The 26,305-nt window shown below is 33.8% G+C and carries 25 protein-coding genes; 5 read left to right on the top strand and 20 right to left on the bottom strand.

Features of this window, described 5'->3' with window-relative positions:
- Window position 1: 1 nt before the first annotated feature.
- Window positions 2-655, top strand: a complete 654-nt coding sequence (locus tag L0669_RS04950) for an HD domain-containing protein (RefSeq protein WP_263761782.1) — start codon at window positions 2-4, stop codon at window positions 653-655.
- Window positions 656-745: 90 nt separating this feature from the next.
- Here the strand turns inward: L0669_RS04950 and L0669_RS04945 are convergent, their stop codons facing one another.
- From L0669_RS04945 to L0669_RS04920, 6 genes are all read right to left on the bottom strand, one after another.
- Complete coding sequence (locus L0669_RS04945) at window positions 746-1,627, bottom strand: DUF4349 domain-containing protein (protein ID WP_263761781.1); 882 nt, start codon at window positions 1,625-1,627, stop codon at window positions 746-748.
- Window positions 1,628-2,406: 779 nt separating this feature from the next.
- Window positions 2,407-2,529, bottom strand: a complete 123-nt coding sequence (locus L0669_RS04940) for a FeoB-associated Cys-rich membrane protein (RefSeq protein ID WP_276598342.1) — start codon at window positions 2,527-2,529, stop codon at window positions 2,407-2,409.
- Window positions 2,530-2,535: 6 nt separating this feature from the next.
- Window positions 2,536-4,635 (bottom strand): ferrous iron transport protein B, encoded by a 2,100-nt coding sequence (gene feoB, locus L0669_RS04935; RefSeq protein ID WP_263761780.1) that lies wholly within the window; start codon window positions 4,633-4,635, stop codon window positions 2,536-2,538.
- A complete protein-coding gene (locus tag L0669_RS04930; RefSeq protein WP_017495803.1) occupies window positions 4,635-4,874 on the bottom strand; it encodes a FeoA family protein in 240 nt (79 codons plus the stop codon). Before L0669_RS04930 ends, feoB begins: the two co-directional genes overlap by 1 nt.
- Before the next feature lie 104 nt (window positions 4,875-4,978).
- Window positions 4,979-5,644, bottom strand: a complete 666-nt coding sequence (locus L0669_RS04925) for an SCO family protein (protein WP_263761778.1) — start codon at window positions 5,642-5,644, stop codon at window positions 4,979-4,981.
- A 354-nt stretch (window positions 5,645-5,998) separates the two neighbouring features.
- Complete coding sequence (locus L0669_RS04920; protein WP_263761776.1) at window positions 5,999-6,922, bottom strand: DMT family transporter; 924 nt, start codon at window positions 6,920-6,922, stop codon at window positions 5,999-6,001.
- 203 nt (window positions 6,923-7,125) lie between these two features.
- Between L0669_RS04920 and L0669_RS04915 the strand changes: the two genes are divergently transcribed.
- Both L0669_RS04915 and L0669_RS04910 read left to right on the top strand, forming a co-directional pair.
- Window positions 7,126-9,186, top strand: a complete 2,061-nt coding sequence (locus L0669_RS04915) for a M13 family metallopeptidase (RefSeq protein ID WP_263761774.1) — start codon at window positions 7,126-7,128, stop codon at window positions 9,184-9,186.
- A gap of 216 nt (window positions 9,187-9,402) precedes the next feature.
- Window positions 9,403-11,463, top strand: a complete 2,061-nt coding sequence (locus L0669_RS04910; RefSeq protein ID WP_263761772.1) for a M13 family metallopeptidase — start codon at window positions 9,403-9,405, stop codon at window positions 11,461-11,463.
- Between the two features lie 574 nt (window positions 11,464-12,037).
- Here the strand turns inward: L0669_RS04910 and L0669_RS04905 are convergent.
- From L0669_RS04905 to hemB, 4 genes are all read right to left on the bottom strand, one after another.
- The gene (locus L0669_RS04905; RefSeq protein WP_263761770.1) at window positions 12,038-12,487 is read right to left on the bottom strand and encodes a GyrI-like domain-containing protein; all 450 of its coding nucleotides are present in this window, start codon (window positions 12,485-12,487) and stop codon (window positions 12,038-12,040) included.
- A gap of 74 nt (window positions 12,488-12,561) precedes the next feature.
- Complete coding sequence (locus tag L0669_RS04900) at window positions 12,562-12,963, bottom strand: c-type cytochrome (RefSeq protein ID WP_263761767.1); 402 nt, start codon at window positions 12,961-12,963, stop codon at window positions 12,562-12,564.
- 16 nt (window positions 12,964-12,979) lie between these two features.
- The gene (locus L0669_RS04895; protein ID WP_263761765.1) at window positions 12,980-13,909 is read right to left on the bottom strand and encodes a hypothetical protein; all 930 of its coding nucleotides are present in this window, start codon (window positions 13,907-13,909) and stop codon (window positions 12,980-12,982) included.
- 48 nt (window positions 13,910-13,957) lie between these two features.
- On the bottom strand, window positions 13,958-14,950 hold the full coding sequence (hemB, locus tag L0669_RS04890; protein ID WP_173968922.1) for a porphobilinogen synthase: 993 nt from the start codon (window positions 14,948-14,950) through the stop codon (window positions 13,958-13,960).
- A 288-nt stretch (window positions 14,951-15,238) separates the two neighbouring features.
- On the opposite strand from hemB, the gene L0669_RS04885 reads away from it, so the two are divergent.
- Together L0669_RS04885 and L0669_RS04880 are read left to right on the top strand one after the other, a co-directional pair.
- Window positions 15,239-15,871, top strand: coding sequence for a hypothetical protein (locus L0669_RS04885; RefSeq protein WP_263761764.1), 633 nt, complete (start codon window positions 15,239-15,241; stop codon window positions 15,869-15,871).
- Window positions 15,872-15,873: 2 nt separating this feature from the next.
- Complete coding sequence (locus tag L0669_RS04880) at window positions 15,874-17,703, top strand: hypothetical protein (protein WP_263761762.1); 1,830 nt, start codon at window positions 15,874-15,876, stop codon at window positions 17,701-17,703.
- 73 nt (window positions 17,704-17,776) lie between these two features.
- On the opposite strand, the gene L0669_RS04875 is transcribed toward L0669_RS04880, so the two are convergent.
- The 10 genes from L0669_RS04875 to hemC all read right to left on the bottom strand — a co-directional run bounded on the left by L0669_RS04875 (window position 17,777) and on the right by hemC (window position 26,239).
- The gene (locus L0669_RS04875; RefSeq protein ID WP_263761760.1) at window positions 17,777-18,679 is read right to left on the bottom strand and encodes a fructose bisphosphate aldolase; all 903 of its coding nucleotides are present in this window, start codon (window positions 18,677-18,679) and stop codon (window positions 17,777-17,779) included.
- 48 nt (window positions 18,680-18,727) lie between these two features.
- Window positions 18,728-19,666, bottom strand: coding sequence for a DUF4421 domain-containing protein (locus L0669_RS04870; RefSeq protein WP_263761758.1), 939 nt, complete (start codon window positions 19,664-19,666; stop codon window positions 18,728-18,730).
- Window positions 19,667-19,708: 42 nt separating this feature from the next.
- A complete protein-coding gene (tnpA, locus tag L0669_RS04865) occupies window positions 19,709-20,167 on the bottom strand; it encodes an IS200/IS605 family transposase (RefSeq protein WP_263761755.1) in 459 nt (152 codons plus the stop codon).
- Window positions 20,168-20,820: 653 nt separating this feature from the next.
- Window positions 20,821-21,723 (bottom strand): oxygen-dependent coproporphyrinogen oxidase, encoded by a 903-nt coding sequence (gene hemF / locus L0669_RS04860; protein WP_263761753.1) that lies wholly within the window; start codon window positions 21,721-21,723, stop codon window positions 20,821-20,823.
- A gap of 132 nt (window positions 21,724-21,855) precedes the next feature.
- The gene (locus tag L0669_RS04855) at window positions 21,856-22,401 is read right to left on the bottom strand and encodes a GNAT family N-acetyltransferase (RefSeq protein ID WP_263761751.1); all 546 of its coding nucleotides are present in this window, start codon (window positions 22,399-22,401) and stop codon (window positions 21,856-21,858) included.
- Between the two features lie 2 nt (window positions 22,402-22,403).
- Window positions 22,404-22,781, bottom strand: coding sequence for a hypothetical protein (locus L0669_RS04850; RefSeq protein WP_263761749.1), 378 nt, complete (start codon window positions 22,779-22,781; stop codon window positions 22,404-22,406).
- Between the two features lie 6 nt (window positions 22,782-22,787).
- On the bottom strand, window positions 22,788-23,483 hold the full coding sequence (locus L0669_RS04845) for a hypothetical protein (RefSeq protein WP_263761747.1): 696 nt from the start codon (window positions 23,481-23,483) through the stop codon (window positions 22,788-22,790).
- A 91-nt stretch (window positions 23,484-23,574) separates the two neighbouring features.
- On the bottom strand, window positions 23,575-24,600 hold the full coding sequence (hemE, locus tag L0669_RS04840; protein ID WP_041520396.1) for a uroporphyrinogen decarboxylase: 1,026 nt from the start codon (window positions 24,598-24,600) through the stop codon (window positions 23,575-23,577).
- 50 nt (window positions 24,601-24,650) lie between these two features.
- The gene (locus tag L0669_RS04835) at window positions 24,651-25,316 is read right to left on the bottom strand and encodes a uroporphyrinogen-III synthase (RefSeq protein WP_263761745.1); all 666 of its coding nucleotides are present in this window, start codon (window positions 25,314-25,316) and stop codon (window positions 24,651-24,653) included.
- Window positions 25,316-26,239 (bottom strand): hydroxymethylbilane synthase, encoded by a 924-nt coding sequence (gene hemC, locus L0669_RS04830; protein WP_263761744.1) that lies wholly within the window; start codon window positions 26,237-26,239, stop codon window positions 25,316-25,318. Before hemC ends, L0669_RS04835 begins: the two co-directional genes overlap by 1 nt.
- Window positions 26,240-26,305: the final 66 nt, after the last annotated feature.

Here is a 26,305-nt window from a genome sequence, read left to right as displayed (position 1 = left end):
TATGAGTACAACTGAATTAATAAACAAAACAATTGCTTTTGTAAAAGAAAAATTAAACGATGCCGAAGGAGGACACGATTGGTTTCATATCGAGCGCGTGTATAAAAATGCTCTTTTAATTGCAAAAGACACTGATTGTGATCTCACAGTTGTTCAGTTAGGAGCTTTGCTTCATGACATTGCTGATAGTAAATTTCATAACGGAGATGAAACTATCGGACCAAAAACAGCCCGTTTGTTTCTGGAAAGTGAAGGTGTTTCAGAAGATATTATTCAGCATGTGGTAAATATCATCGAAAACATCTCTTATAAGGGCGGAAATTTCGAAAAGAAGTTCAAGTCTATAGAATTGGATATCGTGCAAGACGCGGATCGTTTAGACGCAATAGGTGCAATTGGAGTAGCAAGAGCGTTTAATTATGGAGGTTTTAAAAATAGAACCCTTCATGATCCCGAAATTGCACCAATAACCAATATGACCAAAGAAGAATATAAAAAGAATAATGCGCCAACGATAAATCATTTTTACGAAAAGCTTTTACTTTTAAAAGATAAAATGAATACCGAAACCGGAAAACAAATCGCTGCCGAAAGACATCGTTTTATGGAGTTATTCCTTGCTCAGTTCTACGCAGAGTGGGACGGGATTAAGTAGTTTTCAGTCTCATTCTCGGTCTCAGTCTCAGTCTCAGTCTCAGTTTTCAGTAATAAAAAATGGCTTCAATAGGAAGCCATTTTTTATTCATTATTCGTTTAACTTATTGTTTACGGCAGTTATAATTTTTAGTTTGTCAATTATAGTGAGTAAAACGAAAATTGCAATTAAAATGAAAAGGGAAGTAATTGCAATTATTGCAAAATATTTAATAGACCATTCAAGGGCAACTTTTGTTCTGTGAATAAAGCTTATGCTTTTTTCTGTTGCTCCTTCGTACATCGAAAATCGTACAGTACAGAATTCATTTTCGGTATTAAAATTTCCAAGTTCAACTCCCAGTCCTTGTAATTGCTCTTCTACTTCTAAAATTTTGTCATTAAGGGAAATGAAATCTGCAATCTGTCCCCCTTTAGCTTTTAATTCGGTCAGCGACTGAAGCATTTTTTCGATCGAAATCTTTTTAGCATTCAATTGACGGTACTCGTTTGTTTTGTCAACTTTAGTAATTTCAGTGTCCTTAAGGACTCCGATTTTTTGAAGTTCAACATAAAAATCTTCAAATTTTGCAGGATTTATTCCAATCAGAAGATGAATCTGTCTATTACCCTTTTGCCCTAGGTTTTGTTCATATTGAATAATAGCATTATACGATTTTGTTTTTGCCTTGATAAGATTTTCATCTTTATCAAATTCAGATGTTTTTGCTTTGATTGAAGCTGTTTTTTCAAATTTTTGACTCGATGCCATGTTTGGTGCAGACTGAATATCACCTTTAATTGAGATTTTTTCTGATGCATAATTTTTTCGCAAATTGTCGATACTTCCAAAAAAATTATCACTGTAATCATTTCGCGAAGCTGAATCTGCTGCGACATAACCATATAGAATTCTGAATGCAAATAATAGAATAAAAAGTCCGACAGACCATTTACTTAATTTCCAAAAACGCGATCTAAAGTTTTTTGCCATTTGAGTTAATTTAGTTAGTTTCTTAATCGCATCGAAAATAACTATTTTTTATGTTGTGGAAGTAATTATTTGGAAAAATAATAAAAATTTTACTACTAAATAAGGTGCGGTTTTTATTGAAGTGAAAAATTTTTCAATGAAAGGTAAGAAAACAATATTTGCCGAAAGACTTAAATAGTTTTCAGTAAATAAAAAATGGCTTCATAATGAAGCCATTTTTTTTATGATTTATTTAGATATAGCTTTGCGGACTTCGACTTCGCTCAGTCTGACACATCAATATCTGTTTGACTCTTATTTTATACGATAAACCCAGTCTATTTGAGTTATTGTTGTCATCACAAAAAGGAAATAAATTAGAAAATCTTTTTTTACAAAGATATATATGCCTTTATTAAAATGATTGAGAGCGTTTTTTTTAGTCTCCATTTGTTTTAAAAAAAAGGAATTCAGGTAAAACCAAAATATTAGAGCAATACTAAAAAAGCATATTTTTCTGAAATCAGATGGATTTATTTGATATCCAAAAAGATTCAATTGGTGTATTAAATATACAATTATAAAAAAGGCTACAATGCTTAAATTGATGTATCGATTTAAAAGGACTTTTTTAGAAAGTATTAAAAATAGAGATAGATTTAAGAATATGAAAAATAAACAATAAATGAAATTTGGCATTTTTTAAATTGGATTTTTTAAAATATCATTCAAAGATGTAGTCAAGACAAAGTCGCTCAAAACCTTAGTATCTCAGCCTCTCAGTACCTTAGAACCTTTCTCTAAGAACACCCACAATTCCCGTCACCGCAATCTTTTTTCTTCTTAGATTTCCAAAAGAATTTTCTAATCAAAAAACCAACAGCGATAAATAAAATGACAAAGGCAATAATTTCCTGTACCATGATCGTTTATTTTAAAAGTTGATACGCAAAAAGCGCTACAAAATAAGCAAGTCCACTCATTAGGAAAAGCTGCATTGCAGGCCATTTCCATGAATTTGTTTCTTTTTTAGTAATAGCAAGCGTACTGGCGCATTGCATGGCAAAAGCGTAAAATAAAAGTAAAGAAATTCCAGAAGCAAAATTAAAGATCTTCTTACCCGTTTCCGGATTAATCTCTTCCTGCATTTTGCTTTTTATAGTAGATTCGTTATCAGTATCTCCAACACTATAAATGGTGGCAAGCGTTCCTACGAAAACTTCACGTGCAGCAAATGAACTAATTAATGCAATTCCGATTTTCCAGTCGTAACCCAAAGGAGAAATAACAGGCTCAATCGCTCTTCCCATAAGTCCGATATAAGAATTCTCTAGTTTTTGAGACGCTACTTCATTTTCAAATTGAACTTCGTCAAGAGGCGTGTCAACAAATCTTTCTTTTACGATAGTTTCCGCTTCGTTAAAATCTTTTCCTGGACCATACGATGCTAAAAACCATAAAATAACAGATATCGCTAAGATAATTTTACCTGCTCCAACTACGAAAGCTTTTGTTTTTTCGACAACATTTATTGCAACGTTCTTAAAAAGTGGCAATTTATAACTTGGCATTTCGACAACGAAATACGTTTTGGCACTTATTTTTAATATTTTATTTAAGATATAAGCCGATAGAATTGCCGTTCCAAAACCTATTAAATATAATAACATCAAGGCCAAACCTTGTACGTTTAAGAAACCAAACAAACGTTCGTCAGGAATAACCAATGAAATGATGATCGTATAAACCGGTAATCTCGCAGAACAAGTAGTAAATGGCGTTACCAGAATGGTGATCAAACGTTCTTTCCAGTTTTCGATATTTCTCGTCGCCATAATTGCCGGAATCGCACAAGCAGTTCCTGAAATTAAAGGCACCACACTTTTTCCGGAAAGACCAAACTTGCGCATGATTTTATCCATCAAAAAGACAACACGACTCATATAACCGCTTTCCTCAAGAATAGAAATAAACAAGAATAAAAAGGCAATTTGCGGAATAAAAATAATAACACCGCCAATTCCCGGCACAATTCCCTGCGAAAGTAAATCAGTTAAAATTCCGCTTGGTAATTCCTGAGCTACCCACGTACTTAAAGAAGCAAAAGTGCTGTCGATGAAATCCATCGGGATAGTTGACCAACTAAAAATCGATTGGAAAATCAAAAATAAAATGGCTAAGAAAATCACGTAACCCCAAACTTTGTGCGTTAAAACACGATCAAGTTTAGCTCTAAAGTCTTTTGCCATCGAGGCATCAACTTTTAAACCTTCTTTTAAAACATCATTTATAAATTGATAACGTTTTATCGTTTCTTTTTGCTGTAAACGCTTTAATTCAGAATGCGATTTCGTAAAAGTACTTCTGATTTCATTTCGGTCTAAATTCAAAAAGTTCACATCCTGCGTGATCACCAACCATAATTTGTATAATAATTGGTTAGGAAAAGCATGTTGTAATTTTTGAAAATATTCCTCGTCAATAACCGAAGCATTCATGCAAGGTTCATTTGGAATCGTTTTATAAGAAACAATAAGTTCCTTTAATTCCTCAATTCCCAAACCTTTTCGTGAACTTACTAAAGCAATTTTCGTTTTTAGTTTTTCTTCAAGATACGGAATATCTAAAGTTATCCCTTTGCTTTCCATACGATCAGACATATTGATGACTAAAATCGTCGGAATTTCAAGGTCTTTTATTTGAGTGTAAATCAGTAGATTTCGTTTCAGATTTTCAACATCTGTAACCACTACTGCCACATCCGGATATAATTTATCGTTTTTGTTTAATAACAGTTCAATCACCACACTTTCATCCATAGAACTTGCGTTAAGACTGTAAGTTCCAGGTAAGTCAAGAATATTGGCTTTGATGTTGTGAGGTAATTTACAGAAACCTATTTTTTTCTCAACCGTAATTCCGGGATAATTCCCCACTTGTTGATTTAGTCCTGTAAGCTGATTAAAAACGGAAGTTTTTCCTGTATTTGGATTCCCAATAAGGGCAACATTGATATTTTGAATGCTCATTACAAATTGGTTTTGATAAGTTCAACTTCAATTTCACGAGCAGTTTCAACACGAATGGCTACGTGTGAACCATTAATATCTAAGTATAATGGATCTCCAAAAGGAGCAATTTGAAGCAATTCGACTAAGTTGCCTGGTAAACAACCCATTTCTAATAATTTTAGAGGAATAAGATCGATATCAAAATCTTTGATAATGGCTTTCTCGCCTTTTTTTAGAGTGTGGATAGTATTTTGCAAAGCTTATTTAGATTGAATTTAGATTGCAAAAGTAGGCAATTATTCTTTATTTCAAGGCATTTAACACTTTTGTAAATGCTAAATGTTTCTAAAAATAAGGGATTTTACTCCTGACACAAGAAATTGATGTCCTCTAAAAGGCGTTTAATTTCTTCTTTATTCGTTCCGTCGTAAAAACCACGAACGCGTCTTTTTTGATCCACCAAAACAAAATTCTCTGTATGTACCATATCGTACAATTGATCTGGCCTTCCTAATTTTACAGCCAGATACGATTTTCTAGCCATTGTGTAGATTTCTTTTTTATCTCCCGTAACCAGATTCCATTTACTATCCACAACATTATGTTTTATAGCATAAGCTTTTAAAACCGGAATGCTGTCAACTTCAGGAAAAACGGTGTGAGAAAGCAACATTACTTTAGGATTATTTAAAATTGCTTTTTGAACATCTTCTAAATTCGTAGTCATTTTTGGGCAGATAGACCCGCAAGTTGTGAAGAAAAAGTCAGCAACATAAATTTTTCCTTCGTAATTTTTTTGACTAATCGTATCTCCGTTCTGGTTTACAAATTTAAAATCAGCAATCGTATGGTATTTACTTTTATATTGCACCGTACTATCAACCAATTCAGGATTTACATCAGCGGGATTAAATATCGGTAATGTTTTTTGTGGCTTTAAAGCCGAATAAAATAGGGATATAGTGACAGCCGAAAAAACAAATAAAACAATAAAGAATTTGCGGTATTTATAAAGAAACGATTTCATAAAAATAATTTGCAGCAAAAATACAAAAAGCACTTTTTAAAAAGCTAATTGCGTGTTGTTTTTAACAGAAGAAGCCCAGTTTAAAAGAGCTTTCTTACGACAGGATTGCGGAATAGCACACGGATGAAGCGGATTTGCTAGCGCGAAAGCACGGATTAGGGCGGATTTTTTTGCTATTAATCTCGCAAAGTCGCGGAGTCGCAATTTTTTATACCCAAGCTTGTCATCCTGAGCGAAGTCGAAGGACCACAAAACAGATCCCCAATTTATTAAAGTTTTATAATAAAAGATCCGTGTAAATCTGCGTTTTCGCGCTAGCAAATCCGTGTCATCCGTGTGCCATCTCGCAACACTTTAAATTTTGTTTTTTCTAATCGATTTATTCACCAGAAACAATCCCATTAAAGTCACAAAAACACCAACTGCAATTGCCGGAGTCAGTATTTCACCAAAAAGAATAACTCCTAAAATAATAGCCACGATTGGATTCATATAAGCATAAATACCCGTAATTTCTGTGGGAAGATGTTGCAACATATAAATAAAAGCAACGAAAGTTAGAATAGAACCAATGACAATCAAATAAGATATCGCCCACCATGATACTAACGGAATTTCCTTTAATGAAATATTCATTCCAAAAGCCTCCGTGATTCCAAAAAGTAAAAAGCTCGAAATCAACATTTGCAATCCTAAACTAAAATACGGATTAAAACTCGCTGCTTTTTTCTTGGTATGTAAAATCCCAAAAGCCCACGTAATCGTTGATGCAACAGATAAGAAAATTCCAAATTGAAAATCAGGTTTTAGAAAATCTCCTAAATGATCCATGAAAATAACACAAATTCCGCCAAAACAAATTAATAAACCCGTAATCGCCAGTTTAGCAATTCGCTGTCCTTGAAAAAAACAAATTACAACAATCCAGATTGGGAAAATAGCAGCAATAATAGCAGCCAAACCACTGCTAATATATTGAACACCCCAAGTACTTAAACCATTACTACAGGCAAAATTTAAAATGGCCAAAATAAAAATTGTGGTCCATTGTTTGCCTTTTGGCCAGGGTTCCTTTTTTAGTATAAAATAGCCAACATATAGAATCCCGCCAACAAACTGGCGTATAGTAGCCAATTGTAAGGCAGGCATATATTTTACGCCCTCTTTTGAGGCCAGCCAAGTGGTGCCCCAAAAGAAACTCACCCAAAACAGCGCCAATATAGGTAATCCAATAGCATTTATTTTTCCGGAAACTGCATTCTGTATTTTTGCTCTCACTTTTATTGAAATTATTTGTAACAAATATTCCAAAAAGTATTCTAATATTCAGTTAGAAACCCGTGATTTATACATGAAAATATTTGATGATATCTATTAAAATTTGAGGATAATGCATTTTTTTGCGATTATTTCAATAATTTTAACATAGTGTTTCAGATATTAGGAATACGTTTGTATAAAGACCAAAAACTTAGATATAAATGAAAAAACAACTTAGCAGACCTTTGTTCTGCGCCTTTTTTGCGGCAGTTTCATTTACAGCTGTTCAAGCTCAAAATGCAACTTCGAAAGAACCAGGTATCAATGTTTCGTACATGAATACCAAAATTAGTCCAAGTCAGGACTTTTTTCAATACGTAAACGGAACCTGGCTTAATCAAACTGAAATTCCAAGTGATCGTACGACATGGGGAAGTTTTAATGAATTGATTAAGAAAACAGACAAAGATGCAATGTCTATCCTGAAAGAAGCATCAAAAAATCCAAAGTACAAATCCGACACAGATCAGGGAAAAGCCGTTAATTTATTCTCTACTATTTTAGATACAGTAGGAAGAAATAAAGCGGGAATCGCACCTTTGCAACCTTACTTTAAAAAGATTGATGCCATTAAAAATGTGGCTGATTTACAAAAGTATTTGGTTGAGGTTGAACCGGAAGGTACAGCTGCTTTTTTCGGAATCTATATTGGTGCCGATGAAAAAAACAGTTCTAAAAACTCTGTAACTCTTGGTGTAAGTCAGTTAGGTTTACCAGACAAAGATTATTACACATCTGAAGATAAAGATTCTAAAGAAAAAAGAGCAAAATACGAGCTTCATGTAGCGAAGATGATGCAGTTTATTGGAGAATCTCCGGAAAAAGCAAAACAAAGTGCAGCTGCAATTTTAGCTTTAGAAACAGAATTATCTAAACCTAGATTAGATCGTGTAGAAAGCAGAGACAGCCGTTTACAATACAACCCAATGACAATTGCAGAACTTCAAAAAATAACACCGGCTATTAAGTGGGATGCTTATTTTACAGGTCTTGGTTTGGCAAAATTAGATACAGTAGTGGTAATGGAGCCAAAGTATATGAAAGCTTTGCAAACTGTTTTTACTCAAAATAAAGTAGCGCAGTGGAAAGAATACTTAAAATGGGATTTATTAAATACCGTTGCTACAAAATTATCAACAGATATCGAAACTGCTAATTTTAATTTTTACAGCAAAACGTTAAGAGGTGCTATCAAACAATTACCACGCGAAGAAAAAGCATTACAAGTTGTAAATACAACTGTTGGTGAGGCGCTTGGTAAATTATACGTAGAAAAAGTATTTCCTGCAGAAGCAAAAGCAAAAGCAGTAGATATGATTCATAATATTATTTTGGCGTACCAAAACCGTATTAATAATTTAACCTGGATGTCTGCTGCAACTAAAGTTAAAGCGATCGAAAAGTTAAATAAGATTACGATAAAAGTAGGTTATCCGGACAAATGGAAAGACTACTCAGCGCTTCAAATTAAAAGTGTTGCCGAAGGCGGAAGTTATTTTGATAATGCCCGTAGCCTAAGCAAATGGAATTTCAAAAAAGGAATCGAAAAACTACATAAGCCGGTTGATAAAACAGAGTGGGGAATGTCACCTCAAACTGTAAACGCTTATTACAACCCATCTTATAACGAAATTGTATTCCCAGCAGCAATTTTACAGCCGCCTTTCTACAATTACCAAGCTGATGAAGCAGTAAATTATGGTGGAATCGGAGCTGTTATTGGACATGAAATTTCTCATGGTTTTGATGATTCAGGAGCACGTTACAATGCTGAAGGAAATTTAGTAGACTGGTGGACACCAGAAGACTTGAAACAATTTACAGCATTAGGTAAAGCTTTAGCAGATCAATATAGTGCTTTAGAGCCATTACCTGGAATTCACGTAGACGGTAATTTTACTTTAGGTGAGAATATTGGAGATTTAGGTGGTATCAATGCAGCTTATGATGGTTTGCAATTGTACTTAAAATCACATCCAAATCCTGGATTAATTGACGGATTTACTCCACAACAACGTTTCTTTATTTCTTGGGCAACCGTATGGAGAACTAAAACGAGAGACGAAGCAATTAAAAATCAGGTAAAAACAGATCCACATTCACCTGGTATGTACAGAGCTTACGTTCCGCTTCAAAATGTTGATGCTTTTTACGATGCTTTCGGTATCAAAAAAGGAGACAAAATGTATGTTGATCCAGATAAAAGAGTTAAAATCTGGTAATCTATAGAAATTAAAAAAACGACGCTTTATTAGCGTCGTTTTTTGTTTAAGTTATTCTTTGAAAAAGTGAACTTTTAAAAATTTTAGAAGACAATTTGGGTTAAAATAAGCGTTTTAATTGTATCGTAATTTCCCAAATCAATTATTGATAAAATTTAACATAGAATTCAAAATAATAACAATATGTTTGTATATATACTAATACTATAAATAAAAATGATAAAACAGCTTAACAAATCTGTGTTTTGTGCATTTTCAGCAATGCTATGCTGCGTAACTATCGAGGCGCAAAATGCAAAACCAAAAGAACCGGGTATCAACCTTTCTAATATGGATACAAAAGTAAGTCCTGGTCAGGATTTCTTTCGTTACGTAAACGGAGCCTGGTTAGATAAAACTGAAATTCCAAGTGACAGAAACTCATGGGGAAGTTTTAATGAATTACGTCAAAAGACAGATAACGATGCACTTGCAATTTTAAAAGAAGCATCAAAAGATCCTAAGTACAAATCGAATACAGATCAGGGTAAAGCAATTGCTTTGTTCAATACGATTATGGATACGGTTGGCCGTAACAAAAACGGTATCAAACCACTTCAGCCTTATTTAAAGAAAATCGATGCGATTAAAAACGTAACTGATTTGCAAAATTTCTTTATCGAAATGCAACCTCAGGGCGGAATTGGTTTCTTCGCAGTATATGTTGGTGCTGATGCAAAAAACAGTAACAAAAATTCAGTGAACTTAAGCCCAGGTGGTTTAGGATTATCTGATAAAGATTACTACAATGCAGATGATAAAGATTCGAAAGAAAAACGTGAAAAATACGAAGTGCACGTAGCAAGAATGTTGCAATATCTTGGAGAATCTCCTGCAAAAGCAAAAGAAAGTGCAAAACAAATCCTGGCTTTAGAAGTTGAATTGTCTGCTCCGAGATTAGACCGTGTTGAGCGTAGAGATCGTAGAAAACAATACAATCCAACTGCGGTAGCTGATTTAAAAAAGAATACACCTTCAATTCAATGGGATAAATATTTCGCAGGAATTGGTATGACAAAACTGGATACAGTAAATGTAGCTCAGCCACGTTATATGATTGCTTTAGAAAAAACATTAACAGAGAAAAAAGTAGAAGCCTGGAAAGAATACCTTAAATGGACTTTATTAAACAGAACAGCTTCAACTTTAACAACTGATATTGAAAATGCTAATTTCGATTTCTACGGAAAAACATTAACAGGAGCATTAAAACAACGTCCGCGCGAAGAAGTAGCTTTACAAGTAATCAACGGTGCAACCGGAGAAGCTTTAGGGAAACTTTACGTAGAGAAATTATTTCCTGCTGAAGCAAAAGACAAAGCAAAGAATATGATTGCAAATGTAATGTTAGCATACGAAAACAGAATCAATGCATTGCCTTGGATGTCTGCAGAAACTAAGACAAAAGCAATCGAAAAATTAAAAAAACTGACCATTAAAATTGGATATCCTGATAAATGGAAAGATTACTCTAAATTAGAACTTAAGAATGTTAACGAAGGCGGAACTTATTTTGATAATTCAAGAAATATATCAAAATGGGCTTATGCAGAGAACTTAGCAAAATTGGGTAAACCAGTTGATAAAACAGAATGGGGAATGTCTCCGCAAACTGTAAATGCTTATTTCAACCCATCTTACAACGAGATTGTTTTCCCGGCGGCGATTTTACAACCTCCTTTCTACAATTACCAGGCTGATGAAGCGGTTAATTATGGTGGAATTGGAGCTGTAATTGGTCATGAGATTTCTCACGGATTTGATGATTCTGGTGCACGTTACAACGCAGACGGAAACCTTGTTGACTGGTGGACAGCTGATGATTTGAAACAATTTACTGCATTAGGTACAAAATTAGCAGATCAATACAGCGCTTTAGAGCCGTTGCCAGGAATTCACGTAGATGGTAAATTTACTTTAGGTGAAAATATTGGTGATTTAGGTGGAATTAACGCTGCTTATGACGGATTACAATTGTATTTGAAAGCAAATGGAAACCCAGGCTTAATCGACGGATTTACACCAGAACAACGTTTCTTTATTTCATGGGCAACAGTTTGGAGAACTAAATCTAGAGATGAGGCTATCAAAAGCCAGGTTAAAACTGATCCGCATTCTCCAGGAATGTACAGAGCGGTTGTGCCTATCCAGAACGTAGATGCTTTTTATCAAGCTTTCGGAATCAAAAAAGGAGATGCAATGTATGTTGAACCTGATAAGAGAGTTATAATCTGGTAATTTTTTACTGATGATATAAAAGTGGGCTGTTTCAATTTTTGAGACAGCCCTTTTTTTTTGTAATTATGTAATCCAAACAAAGCGTTTCACCACCAGTTTATCATTCCGTAGGAATGTTTCGTCGGTAGAAAAATATTAACGAATGGTGTTTACGTTCCGCAGGAACGTTTGATATTTTAGATTGTTTAAAAAAAATGATGATGTCAAAAACAAACGTTCCTACGGAATGTAAAATAACGATGACAATATGATTTTTCTACCGATGAAATGTTCCTACGGAACAAAGGAATGTAAAAACAAAAACTAAGCTTCTCAATTTTTTATATCGGTTAATCATTCCGTAGGAATGTTTCGTCGGTAGAAAAATGTTAACGAATGGCGTTTACGTTCCGTAGGAACGTTTGATATTTTAGATTGTTTAAAAAAGATGATAATGCCAAAAACAAAAGTTCCTACGAAACGTAAAATAACGATTACAATTTGATTTTCTACCAATGAAATGTCCTTTTGGAACACGGGAATATATAAAATAAAAAACGGCGCTGTAATTAGCGCCGTTTTTTGTTTATATATATTATCGAAGTGCGATGTAAATGTCTACTTCTGCATTTTCCGGGTTTTGGGTTTTACTTCCGTAAACCTCAAAATCTGCTGTAAAACTTCGGTTTAAATCTGAATTCCAGATTTCAAGCCATTTATTATAAACAGTTCCTTCGGATAAATTTCCTTTGGCAATCAATTCCTCATAATCTGCGGATTCAATTGTTTTACCCACCATATCTTCAGGTATGTTATCTAAACTTTCTACTTTACAGCCTAAAATAGTCGTGTATGGTTTTGTATGATCTTTTTCGTAATCGGTATAAATGCAAAAAATATCCTCCGAAACTTTACTTGGAATTTTACCCTGAATTTCTTCCGTCATAAATTTGTTCCAAAGTGAAGTAATGTCTTTTCCTGACTGACCATCTTCGTTTGTAGTTCTTATCGAAATACCAATTACATTGAATTTTTGAATTATCATTTTGCTTTATTTTCGTTAAGCTGTAAATGTAAAATGATGCAATGACAACAGTATGTCAGCAGAAACTATAAATATTACTTTAAATGGCTGTAAATATAAGTCTCAATCGCTTTTAATTCGTCATCAGACATTGCCTGAGTTACAGGTAAATTGGTTTTCATAACCGCAAACTGACTTGGATCTACAATTGGTTCAGCATTTCCTTTTAAGAAAGTGACCATATCGCCTTTTTTATCTTTATAAATTTTAGCAATTTCCTTGATGCTTGGCCCAATTACTTTTTGATCTGCCTGATGGCAGGAAGAACAGTTTCCTTGCCCTTCAAAAATTTGTTTTCCTAATGCTTCCGGAGTTTTGGCTTCCGCCGAATGACCTTCTGAATAATTTTCTGTCGGATCCTGAACCGGATCTTCTGTTGCCTCTTTTTTACAAGATGCAAATGCTAAAACGGCAGATAAGAATAATACGTTTTTCATTATAAATTTTTATAAATTATTTTTTCATAGCTTCAAATTCGTAACCATTAGAAAGAAGTTTTGCTAAAATTTGTTTTGAAAGGATATCTCCATCTCCACTTTTTTCTGAAATATTAAGTTCTTTAATTACTGAATCAGGAAGTTTTTGACTTAGATTAAATGATTTATTATCTTCTGTGATTATTTGTTCTTTAATATTTTTATTTGTTACTGGATTTTTATAGCCGGTTTTTGCAGCGTACCAAGTAGCAACTATTCTAGTCCATGATGTTACTTTTATACTTCCTTCATCTTTTTTATATATTGATGTTATTATATAAGTTAAGTTTGGTGTAAAACCCGATACGTTAGCAATATTTTGTTTTGAAATTTTGCCAATTATAACATCTTCAATAATTATTTTATGGTTTTTAGTTACTTCTTGTGCTTGTGTAATGTCTCCATTTTTGTTAACCTTAATTTTATTTTGAATTAAGATTTCCTGTTCTTTTTTAAGATTTTCTATCGTTTTTAAATCAGCATCTTCAAAAAATTTCGTAATGTTAGTTGGTTTTTCATTGATAAATTCTAAAACTCCCTTTTCATCTAAGCCTGCTGAGCTTATAAATTTATATTTTTCATTACAAACGCTAGCTACAATAGCTCTTTGAAAACTGAAGCCTTGATCGTCACCATAATCTATAACTTCATTCGTTTTGTTATTGCTTAAATCAGTAAGAAGTGACCAATATACTAAAGAACCATCAAGAAGTGTCGTCGCTTTTCTTTCAATTGAAAAGATAGGTCTACTATCTAGTGAAAGAATTTTATAAATTAATTTTTGTTTTTCTAAAATTGCAACTTCTGTTCCGTCGATAATGATTTTATCTTTTTTGATTTTAATCTCTTGAGAGTTCGCAGTTATGAATAAACACAACATTGTAAAGCAAGCTAATACTTTTTTCATATTTTTATAGTTTAATTAAGCTACAAAAATATGAAAAAATATAAGAATTTACTTATTTAATAACAATGCAGCTTCTTTTGCGAAATAAGTAGAGATGATACTAGCACCTGCACGCTTAATGCAATAAAGTTGCTCTATCATAATTTTGTCATGATCTAACCATCCTCTTTCGGCTGCGGCCTTTACCATAGCGTACTCACCAGATACCTGGTACACTGCAACAGGCACATGAACCGTATCTTTTATCTCGCGAACAATGTCTAAATATGCAATTCCTGGTTTTACCATAACGATGTCTGCACCTTCTTCAACGTCTAATAATGCTTCGCGAATTCCTTCAATTCGGTTCGCATAATCCATTTGGTATGTCTTTTTATCTTTAGGAATATTTTGAGAATCTACCGGAGCAGAATCTAATGCATCACGAAATGGTCCGTAAAATGCCGAAGCATATTTGGCACTGTAACTCATGATACCCACATTGTGATGTCCGTTTTCTTCTAATGCTTTTCTGATTGCTAAAACACGTCCGTCCATCATGTCGCTTGGCGCTACAAAATCAGCTCCAGCCTCAGCATGGCTTAAACTCATTCTTGTTAAAGCGTCAACTGTCGCATCATTAATCAATTGACCATTTTCGATAATTCCATCATGACCGTAAATAGAATAAGGATCTAAAGCTACATCTGGCATAACAATCATTTCCGGAACGGCATCTTTAATCGCGCGAATCGTTTGTTGCATCAAACCATCTTTATTCCAGGCTTCAACACCTTTGTTATCTTTAAGATTGTCACTAACTTTTACATAAATATTCACCGCCTTGATTCCTAAATCCCAGGCTTCTTTTACTTCTTTAATCGTATTGTCTAACGAATGACGGTAAATTCCCGGCATTGACGGAATAGCAACTTTTACGTCTTTTCCTTCGGCAACAAACATAGGAAGCATAAAATCCTGTGGACTCAAACTGGTTTCACGAACTAAAGAACGAATAGACTCATTGGTTCTTAAACGGCGGTTTCTTTGTAATGGGAACATACAATTTTAGATTTTTAGATTTTAGATTTCAGATTTTCTAACCTGATTTTTTTTGAAAACAGATCGATTCACCCTTGTTCTAAAAACTACAGTTGTTTTTTTATTTTTTTTGAAGATTGTTTTACTTTTTTGAAGCAGTGCAAAGTTAAAGAAAAAGGAACAGAATAAGGACGTTAGCCAACCTTGAATCCGTTAATATTATCTAAAAATTTAGAGTTTTCGGATGTTTGGTTTTAAGAAATTTACTAAGATTTGGTTTTTAAAATATTTTCGGTCTAAATTTGTCTAATGAAGAAATTTCTCGCTTTCTGCTGCTGTTTGCTCTTAACAAGTTGTTTTGAAATAACAGAAAGAATCAAACATCACGACGATCAAAGTGGTGAATATACTTTGATGGTCGACTTTTCGAAATCATGGTTTAAAACAAAATCCGCAATTTTTCTCGAAGAAGTCGATGGCGTAAAAATCCCAAACGAACAGGAAATCTCCCAAAAGCTGGAAGACTTTAAAACTAAGGCATTAAAAATTGACGGAATTTCGAACGTAACCACAAAAGCTGATTTTGATAGTTATGTTTTTATCATCAAACTGAATTATACCAATCTAAAAGCACTTAACGCCGTGGTGAATACGATCAACAATCAGCACGATCAGATTCACTTTAGCGGAAGCGTAAAAAATTTCGAAAGAATTGCCTCTTATCCCGTTCCCGAAAAAGTGGTTAAAGATCCTAAGAAAAAGAAAGATCTTGAAGAGGCGAATATTATTGCCATTTACACTTTCGATAAAGATGTTCAGTCTGTAGAGAATGCCAACAGCAAGATTTCAAAAAATAAGAAAACGGTTTTTTTAAAACAAAGCATGTACAGCGTTTTAAAAAAATCAACTTTAATGAATAATACAATCCAATTAACGCCTTGATTATGAAGCAATTTTATACTTTACTTTTATTACTTGCCACGTATTTGACTTTTGGTCAGATTAATAAAAACGAATACGATTATTTTGTTCAGTTTAACGGAAATCAGCTTTCTAAAAAAGTGAGCGTTGCCGAAATTTTGAATCATCCAATCATAACCAAATACAGCGCTAAAAAACCGGATTTAGATTTTACTAAATATACTTCGCTTATTCAGTTAGATCAAAAAATTACCATTCACGGAAAATTCTCAGACAGTATTCCGTATTATCAGGTTACGATTCCTGTAAAAAGTAAAGAAGCCGTTAAACAATTTATCATAAAGGAATTTGGAAACGATTTAGCACGAAATGTACAGATTCAGGATCTGGGTAAATATGCTGTTTTTAATGCAAAAACCAAAAAGAAAATCTTCGCCTGGAACGATAATTACCTGGTTATTCTGGAACTAACCCAAAGACTTCCTTCGCGTTTTTATACCACCGAAAGTGAAGCAGTTTGGCAGGATTCTATTGCTGTTGATGAGGTTTATGACGAAAATAAATCTGACGAAAATTCAATTACGATTGATACTCCTGCAAATGATGCTCCAATTGCGATTGAAGAAGCTCCGGTTCCGTATAATGGGGAACAAGAGGGTACCGCAAGCGCACCGTATACGATTCAGCAAGCTACTTTTGATCTGGAACAAACAGAAAAATTGAATCAGATTATAAAATCGTTATTCGAAAACGGATTTACTGCACCAACTTCAGAAAAGATAAATTCGAATGCTGATATTTCGTCCTGGATAAATTACAGCGCTGCAATGACAAGTTTATATTCTGTATACAATTATCCAATGTCGATTTTTGGAGGTTATGATAAGTTTTTGCCAATGCAGAAAAACTTCGGAAATTTTATAAAAGGCATTAACCTTGACTTTTACTTTGACAACAATAATGCGCGCGTAGAGGAGGTTGTCGAATATTCGCCGGAACTTGCTGAGGTGGTTAGCAAAATCACCAATAGAAAGATCAACAAGAATGTGTTTAATTATTTCCCGGCTCAAAAACCGTTGGGCTATATGTCTTATCACTTAAATACAAGAGCGGCTTTGGAAAATTTTCCGTCTTTGACAGCAGATATATTTCAAAGTCCAAAATTGATAAAAGAAGATATTGCTATTGTTACCGATTTAATTTCGACAATTGTTGATGAAGAGGCCACCGCAACACTTTTTGATGGTGATTTAAGCGCATTTTTATATGGTTTCAAGGAAATTGAGGTTGTAACCAAATCATACGAATACGATGAAAATTATGAAGAGAAAATAACCGATAAAAAAACTAAAAAATCGGTTCCGTTATTTTCTGTGATATTTACTTCGACACATCTTACTTTTGCTGATAAATTGATGCAATTGGGCGTTCGTAAAAAAGTGTTAGTTCCAAATGGAAATTCATACACTATTGCGGGTACACAAGATTACGGAGAGATCTTCATCAAAAAAGACAAAGATGTAATTGTAATCGCCAATACGCCGGATTATTTTAATGGAAAAAACGGTACATTTTCTGGTGAAGCCAAAAAGGATTTGAAGAAAAATTATATGTTCGGAAAACTGAATATGGCGGAACTAATAAATGCGTTTGGAAAATCAGGTGAAATTAAATCTTCGGATTTTGGGAAATTCAGCAAATTTTCGGAGCAATTCTCAGCTGTAACAATTGAATCTCCTAAAAAGCTAATTAACAATAAATTGGTTTTCGCGTTTAAGTTAAACGCTGTGAAATCAGATAAAAACATTATCCTGCAAACTTTAGATTTCGCGCAGGAATTATCGTCTAAGTAGTTTTAAATCTATAAAATACAAAATCCCCGAAAATTGATACTTTCGGGGATTTTTTTATGTAAAGATGAATCGATTATGTTATAGAAGCGGCATAAATTTCCTTAATCGTTTTGCCAAGTTTAGTGTTGAAGTCGTCATCAGACTGGCCAGCGGTAAGTCCTTCAGACAATGCTCTTGAAAAACTGGCAATTAATCCGTGGTTTTGAGACAGTTTTTCATTGGCTTCATCCTGTCCATATCCACCAGACAATGCTACAACACGCACCACATGCGGATCTGAGATTAATTCTTTATAAAAATCATTCACAGTTGGAATCGATAATTTCAACATTACTTTTACCTCTTTGCCCAATAAATCAAGTTGTTTTTTGATTTCTTCTTTTAAAATCTCTTCTGATTTTGCTTTATCAGCACTATAAATATCAACTTCAGGCTCAATAATAGGAATAAGTCCTTTTTCGAAGATTTGTAAACCTACTGCAAATTGTTGTTCGACTACTTCACGAATTCCTGTTGCATTTGCTTCCTTAATCACAGAACGCATTTTGGTTCCAAAAACATTTCGTTCTACGGCACGTGTCAGCAATTCATCTAAATTAGAAATAGGCTTCATCAATTGTACGCCATTTGCAAGATCAGCAAGCCCTTTATCGACTTTTAAAAAAGGCACGATGTTTTTTTTCTCCCACAAATAATCTGCTGTCCATTGGTCGTCGATTTTGCGATCCATCGTGTTTTCAAACAAAATAGCACCCAGTATATATTCGCGATCAAATGCAGGACTTTTGATAATGCGGGTTCTCATTTCATGTACAAGCGTATACATTTCTTCATCGTTAGAGAAACTGCTTTCCTGAATGCCATATTGAGCTAAAGCTTTTGGAGTGCTTCCGCCACTTTGATCCAGTGCGGCGATAAATCCTTTTCCGGAATGCATACGGTTTAACTGTGCTATGTATCTTTCTCTATTTTTCATATCGTTATATTTTAGATTTTTAGAATGAAGATTTAAAGATAATGAATATCACAGACCTATTTTCTGATTTACCTTGTCATAAACCTCTTTTACTTTTTTGGGAGGATCAAATCGGTAACCTGCAGAAAGTTTTAAAGTAGCGATATTATCATTCAGTCGTGGATTGACCTTATCGTCCTGAGCAAAACTTGTAGAATTAATACTTGCAAAAGCAAAGAAACGATCATTATTGTATGCCAGTTTTAAATTGAAATCGGCTTGATATAAGGCTGATGAATCTCCATTTATATCATTAAGTCCAACGCCTAAAGCAACTCCGGCACCAATTAAAACCCTGTTACTAATTACAAAATTATAGAAATAGGATGGAGCTAAAGTAAAAACGTAAATATCTCCGGGTGTTGCATCTGGAGTGTTTAAATCGATATTGGTGTAATAAAACGAGAAAGTAGGAATAAAACTTCCGGAACTTTTGGTCTGCCATTCGTTTTGACTTACCAAAGTTTTAAAAGAAAATTTATTATTGAAAACATAAGCCGTCGTTCCGCCAATTTTTGTAGTACGCATATCGGGCAATTGTGCCGTTATATTATCATCACTGATATAAAATCCTTTTTGATTGATAAAAGTAAACGACTGCATCCATTTTTTATAATAAAAACGGGTATTGAAATTAAAATGCTTGGAATTGGAATCGCCTTTGTTCTGACTTAGAAATTTTGGTGCAAAACCAACAGAAATATCAATGATTTTATAATTCAGATTAAAACCAATCTGTTCCCTTCTATTCGGTATAAGGTTAACAAATGTTTCTGAATCCTGAGTGCCTGAAGCAATCTGAAAACTATTTGAAGTATCTAAATAATAAATGCTTCCAGTAATTTTATCATTATACGATTTAAAATAAGGATTTTGCAGTGAATCGTTTTGGGCAAAACATCCAAAAATGCTGGCAAAAAACGCTATGTAAATCAGTTTGGAGTTCATTTTTATAATAATAATTATAACGTGCTCCAGCGGAGCTATATATTAAACGTCTTCAAAAAGATATTCATTTTTAAAATCAATATTGAATAGTTTTAAAAATGCGATATATTCTTCTCTGAATGTTTTTGTTTTATGATGTTTTTCTTGGTTTTCAATGTATTTTATAACATTGGCCAATTGTGAATGTCCGTATGAAAAAGCACCAAAACCAATTTGCCATTCAAATTTTCCATTTATCCATTTTTGTTCATTTATAAATTTGGATGAATTTGATTTAATGTCCCTTACTAAATCAGACAATGAGATATCCGGTTTTATTCCAACTAAGATATGAATATGATCTGGCATTCCGTTAATGACAATCAGTTTTTGTTTGTGATTGGTAATGATTCCTGTGATATATTTATAAATCTCGTCTTTATTATTTTTTGATATTAAGTTTTGCCTTCCCTTTACTGCAAAAACAATTTGAATGTATAGCTGAGAGTAAGTATTTGCCATTTTTTAATTAAAATTTATTGATAGTAAAACTAATTAATAAATTTAATTTGTAGGATAAATATTTCTTTTTTATTATAAAAATATTGATGTTTAATCCTGTTGATAGTTATAAATATGTCACCCCTCCGGGGCTTTATGTGAACGGGAATAAATTGTGTTATAAATATACCGCTCCGCTGGAGCTTTATTTAAATGGTAATAATTTTGTTATAAATATGTCACCTCTCTGGGGCTTTATGTGAATGGAATATATTGTGCTATAAATATATCGCTCCTCCGGAGCTTTATTTGAATGCTAATATTTTTGCTATAAACATGTCACCCCTCTGGGGCTTTATGTGAATGGTAATATATTATGCTATAAATATATCGCTCCTCCGGAGCTTTTATAAAACGTAATCTACATCCAGTCCCAGAGGGACGATATATTTATAGCAAAAATTATAGGGTATTGTTCAAAAGCTCCAGCGGAGCGAAATATCTCTGGAAATGAATTGTCGAAAAGATTTTGAGCTCCAGCGGAGCGACATATTTATAGCAAAATGTTCAAAAGTTCCAGCGGGGCGAAATATCTCTAGAAATGAATTGTCGAAAAAGATCTTGAGCTCCAGCGGAGCGACATATTTATAACAATATAAATTCGTGTATAAATATTAAACCCAATCAATCGGATTTTCTAACACATTTACTAATTTTTCCTCTTCACTTCCGGCTTCGGCATGATGATCATAAACCCACTGCACATGCGGAGGTAAACTCATCAAAATACTCTCGATTCTTCCGTTGGTTTTTAAACCGAATAATGTTCCTTTATCGTGAACCAGATTAAACTCAACATAACGTCCACGACGGATTTCCTGCCATGTTCTGTTTTCCGGAGTATATTCTAAATTTTTTCTTCGTTCTACGATTGGAACATAAGCTTCAAGGAAACTATTACCAACTTCGGTTACGAAATTGTACCAATCTTCCATCGACATTTGCTCATTTGCTTTGCAATAATCAAAGAATAAACCACCAATTCCGCGGGCTTCGTTTCTATGTGCATTCCAGAAATAAGCGTCGCATTGTTTTTTATATTTTGGATAAAATTCCGAATTGTGTTTATCGCAAGCCGTTTTACAAATTTGATGAAAGTGTTTTGCATCTTCTTCAAACAAATAATAAGGCGTTAAATCCTGTCCGCCACCAAACCATTGTTCGATTACTTTTCCGGATTCATCATACATTTCAAAATAACGCCAATTGGCATGAACCGTTGGGGCCATTGGATTTTTTGGGTGTAAAACCAAACTTAATCCACAGGCAAAAAAATCTGCTTCACCAACGCCAAACATCTTTTGCATGGCTTCGGGTAATTTTCCGTGAACGGCTGAAATGTTTACACCGCCTTTTTCGAAAACATTTCCGTTTTCAATAACACGGGTTCTTCCGCCGCCGCCTTCAGGACGTTTCCAAAGATCTTCGCGGAATTTTGTAGTTCCGTCAACGGCTTCTAGTCCGGCACAAATTTGATCTTGTAGCTTTTGTATGTATGCGTAAAATTTATCTTTCATTATTCCAATCCTTTTTTGTTTCCCAAATAATCAATAGTATTTAATTTATTGACTACTTTTTTACCTGTTTTCTTTTAAGATTTCAGTTAGTTACAATTTGTAACCCACTGATTTTCCATGTTTTTAATAAGCTTACTGTTTATTATATTCTGATTTAAGCAATCCAAAGTAAACGACATCTTCTAATGTTCCGTCGCCATTTTTGAATTCATCTCTTAAAATTCCTTCTTGTTTAAAGTCATGTTTCAAAGCAATTTGCTGACTTGCAGTATTGATTTTTGAAGTACAAATAAAAACTTTATTCATTTTTAAAGTATTAAAACAAAAATCTAAAGTTTCTGAAACTACTTTTGAGGTGATTCCTTTTCCCTGATAATCTTGATCAACAAAATAACCCAACTCGCATTTTGCTTTATCGTTATCAATGCTTTTTATACACAAATAACCAATTAAGGCATTGGTTTTCATATCTCTTGGATAGAAATAATATCCTTCTTTATGATTTTCTTTATCTTGATTGAAACTAATAAACTGCTTTGTTTTTTTAAGATCCAGACAATGTGAAAGTGTTACCGGAAAAGTCTTTTCGATATGAGTTTTATTCTTTTCGATGAGGTTATAAAACTCTTCCGGAAGAATATCGTTAATTGTTTCTATTTTGAAATCTGTAAAACTCATCTCTATTTGTTTTTAGCCGCAGCAATTTTAGTATTTATTCCAAAAGAAAAAACCTTGCTTTCCTGCTGAATATATTGGTAAATAGCAAGTGCCTTTGCTAGAAAATCGAATTGTTTTTCATGAGATAAGCCTATTAAAATATCTGCAAATTCCTCCTGTTGATTCCAGTCGAGATGACATCTTTGCAATAAAAGAATCAACTCTTCTTCAGGAATTTCAATGGTTCTTTCTAAGCTTAAACCAAAACTTTTAAGTTGCTCATCGATAAGGCTTGTATCTTCGGCATTCCAAAACTTTGGAACAAAAATTAACGCATGCAAAGTTCGTAGCGTGTTTTCTATTCTAATACTTTCCTCGTCTCTTAAGCCTTTGTTGAGCATGATTTCTTATCTTTTATCCGATTTAAACTTCTCGCTGTATGTTGTTTTACTAAAGATTAATCTCTCTTCCTGAAAAGAATTGTTTTTATTTCTGCCAAAGCTTTTAATGGTTCGGTAAATAAAATACAAAACTGGCACAGAGTAATAGATAAATCCCATAGATATTGGTACGTATGGTTTTTCTATAAATAATCCGCTTGATTTTACAGTATCAAAATAGTGAGATTTTTCTAAAAATTCATCCGTTAATCCAAACTTCGGAATTATTCCATTTCCAAATGATACCGCAAAAATTAAAAAGAAATAAAACATTGCTTTGGCAACAGATTTTCCTATTTGTAAAGCGCGAACTTCAGGACTTACATCCGAAAAAGCAAACCGCATTCGGTTAAGTACCGTTAACAAATAAATGTATAAAATATTTGTATTGATTACAGAATGATGAAATGCTAATGCAAACAGTCCGTACATGGGGAAAAACACGAAAAGCGATAGCTTTTTAGGCATAACTGCCATAAAAACTCCTGAATGTACCATGATAAACTCAAAAGCCATTAAAATAGCTAAATCATTTATCAAACTCACATTATGTTCTTCGGGATGTAACCAAACCATCAAAAATACGGTCGCATAATATGCCTGAAAAGCATATTCTATAAAAGAAAATGGAGAATTTCTGGTGAAGCTTATGTTTGCAAACATTTAGGATATGGTTTTTTTAGTTTTCAGTCTAAGTTGCAGTTTTCAGTTTTAAAATGAGACTGAAAACTGCGACTGATTACTGAAAAACTAGTTAGTTCCCGTATTCCTTAACCGCGTCAATAAACGCTTTTGCGTGATCTACAGGGATATTTGGTAAAATTCCGTGACCTAAATTTACAACATATTTATCTTTTCCGAACTCGTCGATCATTTCGTGAACCATTTTTTTGATGGTTGGAATTGGAGAAAGCAATCTTGACGGATCGAAATTTCCTTGTAAAGTAATATTTCCTCCAGACAAATAACGAGCATTTCTAGCCGAACAAGTCCAGTCAACTCCTAATGCCGAAGCTCTACTTTTGCCCATTTCTCCAAGAGCAAACCAACATCCTTTTCCGAAAACAATAACCGGAGCGTGATCAGCTAAAGCTTCAACGATTTGGTTGATGTATTTCCATGAAAATTCCTGATAATCAACCGGAGAAAGCATTCCTCCCCAAGAATCAAAAATCTGAACGGCATCAACACCCGCTTTTACTTTTTCTTTTAAGTATAAAATAGTAGTGTCTGTAATTTTTTGTAATAAAGTATGTGCTGCAGCTGGGTTTGAGAAGCAGAATCCCTTTGCAGTATCAAAACTTTTAGAACCTTTTCCTTCAACAGCATAACAGAAAATTGTCCAAGGCGAACCAGCGAAACCAATTAATGGCACTTCGTCGTTCAGCATTTCTTTAGTCAATTTAATGGCATCCATTACATAACCTAAACTCTCCTGAATGTCCGGAACATAAACTCTATGAACATCTGCCAATGAACGAATTGGATTTGGTAAAAACGGACCAAAATTCTCTTTCATTAAAACTTCGATTCCCATTGCTTGCGGAACAACCAGGATATCTGAGAATAAAATTGCAGCATCCGGAGCAATTCTGCGAATTGGCTGAACAGTAATTTCAGCAGCCAATTCAGGAGTCTGACAACGAGTGAAGAAATCATATTTATCACGCAAAGCGATAAATTCCGGTAAATATCTTCCGGCTTGACGCATCATCCATACTGGCGGACGTTGAACAGTTTCTCCTTTTAATGCTTTTAAAAATAGGTCGTTTTTTAACATGTTTTTTATTTTAGGTGCAAAGCCACAAAGGGACAAAGTCACAAAGGTTTTTATTTATATTCGTTAATCACATCTTCGATTACGTCTTCAACCGTTGGTTGATCTGCAATGATGATGTTTTTGGTAATTTTATCTAAAGCTTCTGCGGTTGTTTCTCCTATGCAAAAGCATTTTTCTTTCTTAATCGTATTGTCTTTCAAATAACTTTCAACGCCAGAAGGACTAAAAAATAAAATTCCATCTACGGTAGTTTTTATTTTCTGAGGAACTAGTGACGTATCATAAACCTGAATTTCATTCAATTTGACATCAGCATCTTTTAATGCTTTTGGTAATGTTTCTCTTCGAAGGTTTCCGCTAAAAAAAGTATAGCTTTCGCTACGGTAAATCAAAGTGATAATTTCTGCTAGATCAGCGGCATAACCTGTGTAAGCCACAACATTAAAACCATTTTCAGATAATAGAATTTTGGTTTTTAAACCTACACAAAATACATTTTTGCTTTTCAGTTTTTCCGAATCAGGATTCGATAAAACACTATGAACTGCATTCTGACTCGTAAAAATCAGATTTTCGTTGAGGTCTTTTAGTTCGAAAGGTTTGTTTTGAGTTTGAATAAAATCAGCTTCGATAACTTCAATATTGGCTTTTACCAATGCTTGTTTTTGTTCGCCCGACAGCTTTTTAGTAGATAATATTTGAATTGATTTACTCATTATTTTTTTAAAGATTCTTTAATAGATGCCATCAATTCAGCTCCGCCATTGTTCAGGATTTCCTGAGCAGCGAAGAAACCTAGTTTTTTCCATTCAGAAATGTCAACCGTTTTGTCGATTTCCAATTTTTGTTTTCCATCAACAGAAAGTAAAACACCTTGAAAATGTAAAGTGTCTTCGTCTTCATTATAATTTACTAAAGCTCCAATTGGCGCCGTACAACCACCTTCAAGAGTTCTTAAAAACTGACGTTCGATATACGTGCAAATTTCAGTTTCGATATGATTCAATTGAGAAAGAGCGTCCAGCGTATAATTGTCATTTTCCATCGCCACAACAAGCATTGCGCCTTGTGCCGGTGCAGGAATCATCCAATCTAAATCTATATAATTTCCTGGTTTAAGGTTAATGCGCTCCAAACCTGCAGCAGCAAAAACAGCTCCGTCCCAGTTATTGTCTTCTAGTTTTTGCATACGTGTGTTTACGTTTCCACGTAAATCAACTACTGTATGATTAGGATATTTGTTGAACCATTGCGCCTGACGACGTAAACTTCCCGTTGCAATCGTACTTGGATTGGCAAAATCAGGATTGCCTTTATGAACTAAAATGTCTAAAACATTGGCTCTTTCTAAAACTGCCGCCTGAACAATACCTTTTGGTAAAGCCGTTGGAACATCTTTCATGGAATGAACCGCAATATCAATACTACCATTGATCATGGCAATGTCTAAGGTTTTAGTAAAGATTCCGGTAATACCAAGTTCGTAAAGAGGTTTGTCAAGAATAATATCGCCTGTAGATTTCACCGCAACAATCTCGGTTTTATAACCTAAGTCGTTTAGTTTTTTTTCGACAGTATGTGCTTGCCAAAGTGCTAATTCGCTATCGCGAGTTCCAATTCTGATTGTTTTTTCAGCCATTTTTTGTTTCTTGAACCATATAAGTTATATAAGTAAATTTAAGCAGTTTGTGTAAAAACATCAGTT

It is taken from the genome of Flavobacterium bizetiae (genome assembly GCF_024271895.1).
Taxonomy (GTDB): Bacteria; Bacteroidota; Bacteroidia; order Flavobacteriales; family Flavobacteriaceae; genus Flavobacterium; species Flavobacterium bizetiae.
Note: the sequence above shows the minus strand (reverse complement) of the source record. Positions and strands in the feature narration are given on the sequence as shown.

What these genes read in the sequence shown, in the direction of transcription:
- L0669_RS04845 (WP_263761747.1), bottom strand. Translation starts at nt 23,483, where the DNA reads ATGTTTGCAAACATAAGCTTCACCAGAAATTCTCCATTTTCTTTTATA.
- L0669_RS04885 (WP_263761764.1), top strand. Translation starts at nt 15,239, where the DNA reads ATGAAGAAATTTCTCGCTTTCTGCTGCTGTTTGCTCTTAACAAGTTGT.
- tnpA (WP_263761755.1), bottom strand. Translation starts at nt 20,167, where the DNA reads ATGGCAAATACTTACTCTCAGCTATACATTCAAATTGTTTTTGCAGTA.
- L0669_RS04905 (WP_263761770.1), bottom strand. Translation starts at nt 12,487, where the DNA reads ATGATAATTCAAAAATTCAATGTAATTGGTATTTCGATAAGAACTACA.
- hemC (WP_263761744.1), bottom strand. Translation starts at nt 26,239, where the DNA reads ATGGCTGAAAAAACAATCAGAATTGGAACTCGCGATAGCGAATTAGCA.
- L0669_RS04880 (WP_263761762.1), top strand. Translation starts at nt 15,874, where the DNA reads ATGAAGCAATTTTATACTTTACTTTTATTACTTGCCACGTATTTGACT.
- L0669_RS04940 (WP_276598342.1), bottom strand. Translation starts at nt 2,529, where the DNA reads ATGGTACAGGAAATTATTGCCTTTGTCATTTTATTTATCGCTGTTGGT.
- L0669_RS04900 (WP_263761767.1), bottom strand. Translation starts at nt 12,963, where the DNA reads ATGAAAAACGTATTATTCTTATCTGCCGTTTTAGCATTTGCATCTTGT.
- L0669_RS04870 (WP_263761758.1), bottom strand. Translation starts at nt 19,666, where the DNA reads ATGAACTCCAAACTGATTTACATAGCGTTTTTTGCCAGCATTTTTGGA.
- L0669_RS04895 (WP_263761765.1), bottom strand. Translation starts at nt 13,909, where the DNA reads ATGAAAAAAGTATTAGCTTGCTTTACAATGTTGTGTTTATTCATAACT.
- L0669_RS04945 (WP_263761781.1), bottom strand. Translation starts at nt 1,627, where the DNA reads ATGGCAAAAAACTTTAGATCGCGTTTTTGGAAATTAAGTAAATGGTCT.
- L0669_RS04835 (WP_263761745.1), bottom strand. Translation starts at nt 25,316, where the DNA reads ATGAGTAAATCAATTCAAATATTATCTACTAAAAAGCTGTCGGGCGAA.
- L0669_RS04915 (WP_263761774.1), top strand. Translation starts at nt 7,126, where the DNA reads ATGAAAAAACAACTTAGCAGACCTTTGTTCTGCGCCTTTTTTGCGGCA.
- feoB (WP_263761780.1), bottom strand. Translation starts at nt 4,635, where the DNA reads ATGAGCATTCAAAATATCAATGTTGCCCTTATTGGGAATCCAAATACA.
- L0669_RS04850 (WP_263761749.1), bottom strand. Translation starts at nt 22,781, where the DNA reads ATGCTCAACAAAGGCTTAAGAGACGAGGAAAGTATTAGAATAGAAAAC.
- L0669_RS04950 (WP_263761782.1), top strand. Translation starts at nt 2, where the DNA reads ATGAGTACAACTGAATTAATAAACAAAACAATTGCTTTTGTAAAAGAA.
- hemB (WP_173968922.1), bottom strand. Translation starts at nt 14,950, where the DNA reads ATGTTCCCATTACAAAGAAACCGCCGTTTAAGAACCAATGAGTCTATT.
- L0669_RS04925 (WP_263761778.1), bottom strand. Translation starts at nt 5,644, where the DNA reads ATGAAATCGTTTCTTTATAAATACCGCAAATTCTTTATTGTTTTATTT.
- hemE (WP_041520396.1), bottom strand. Translation starts at nt 24,600, where the DNA reads ATGTTAAAAAACGACCTATTTTTAAAAGCATTAAAAGGAGAAACTGTT.
- L0669_RS04910 (WP_263761772.1), top strand. Translation starts at nt 9,403, where the DNA reads ATGATAAAACAGCTTAACAAATCTGTGTTTTGTGCATTTTCAGCAATG.
- hemF (WP_263761753.1), bottom strand. Translation starts at nt 21,723, where the DNA reads ATGAAAGATAAATTTTACGCATACATACAAAAGCTACAAGATCAAATT.
- L0669_RS04875 (WP_263761760.1), bottom strand. Translation starts at nt 18,679, where the DNA reads ATGAAAAATAGAGAAAGATACATAGCACAGTTAAACCGTATGCATTCC.
- L0669_RS04855 (WP_263761751.1), bottom strand. Translation starts at nt 22,401, where the DNA reads ATGAGTTTTACAGATTTCAAAATAGAAACAATTAACGATATTCTTCCG.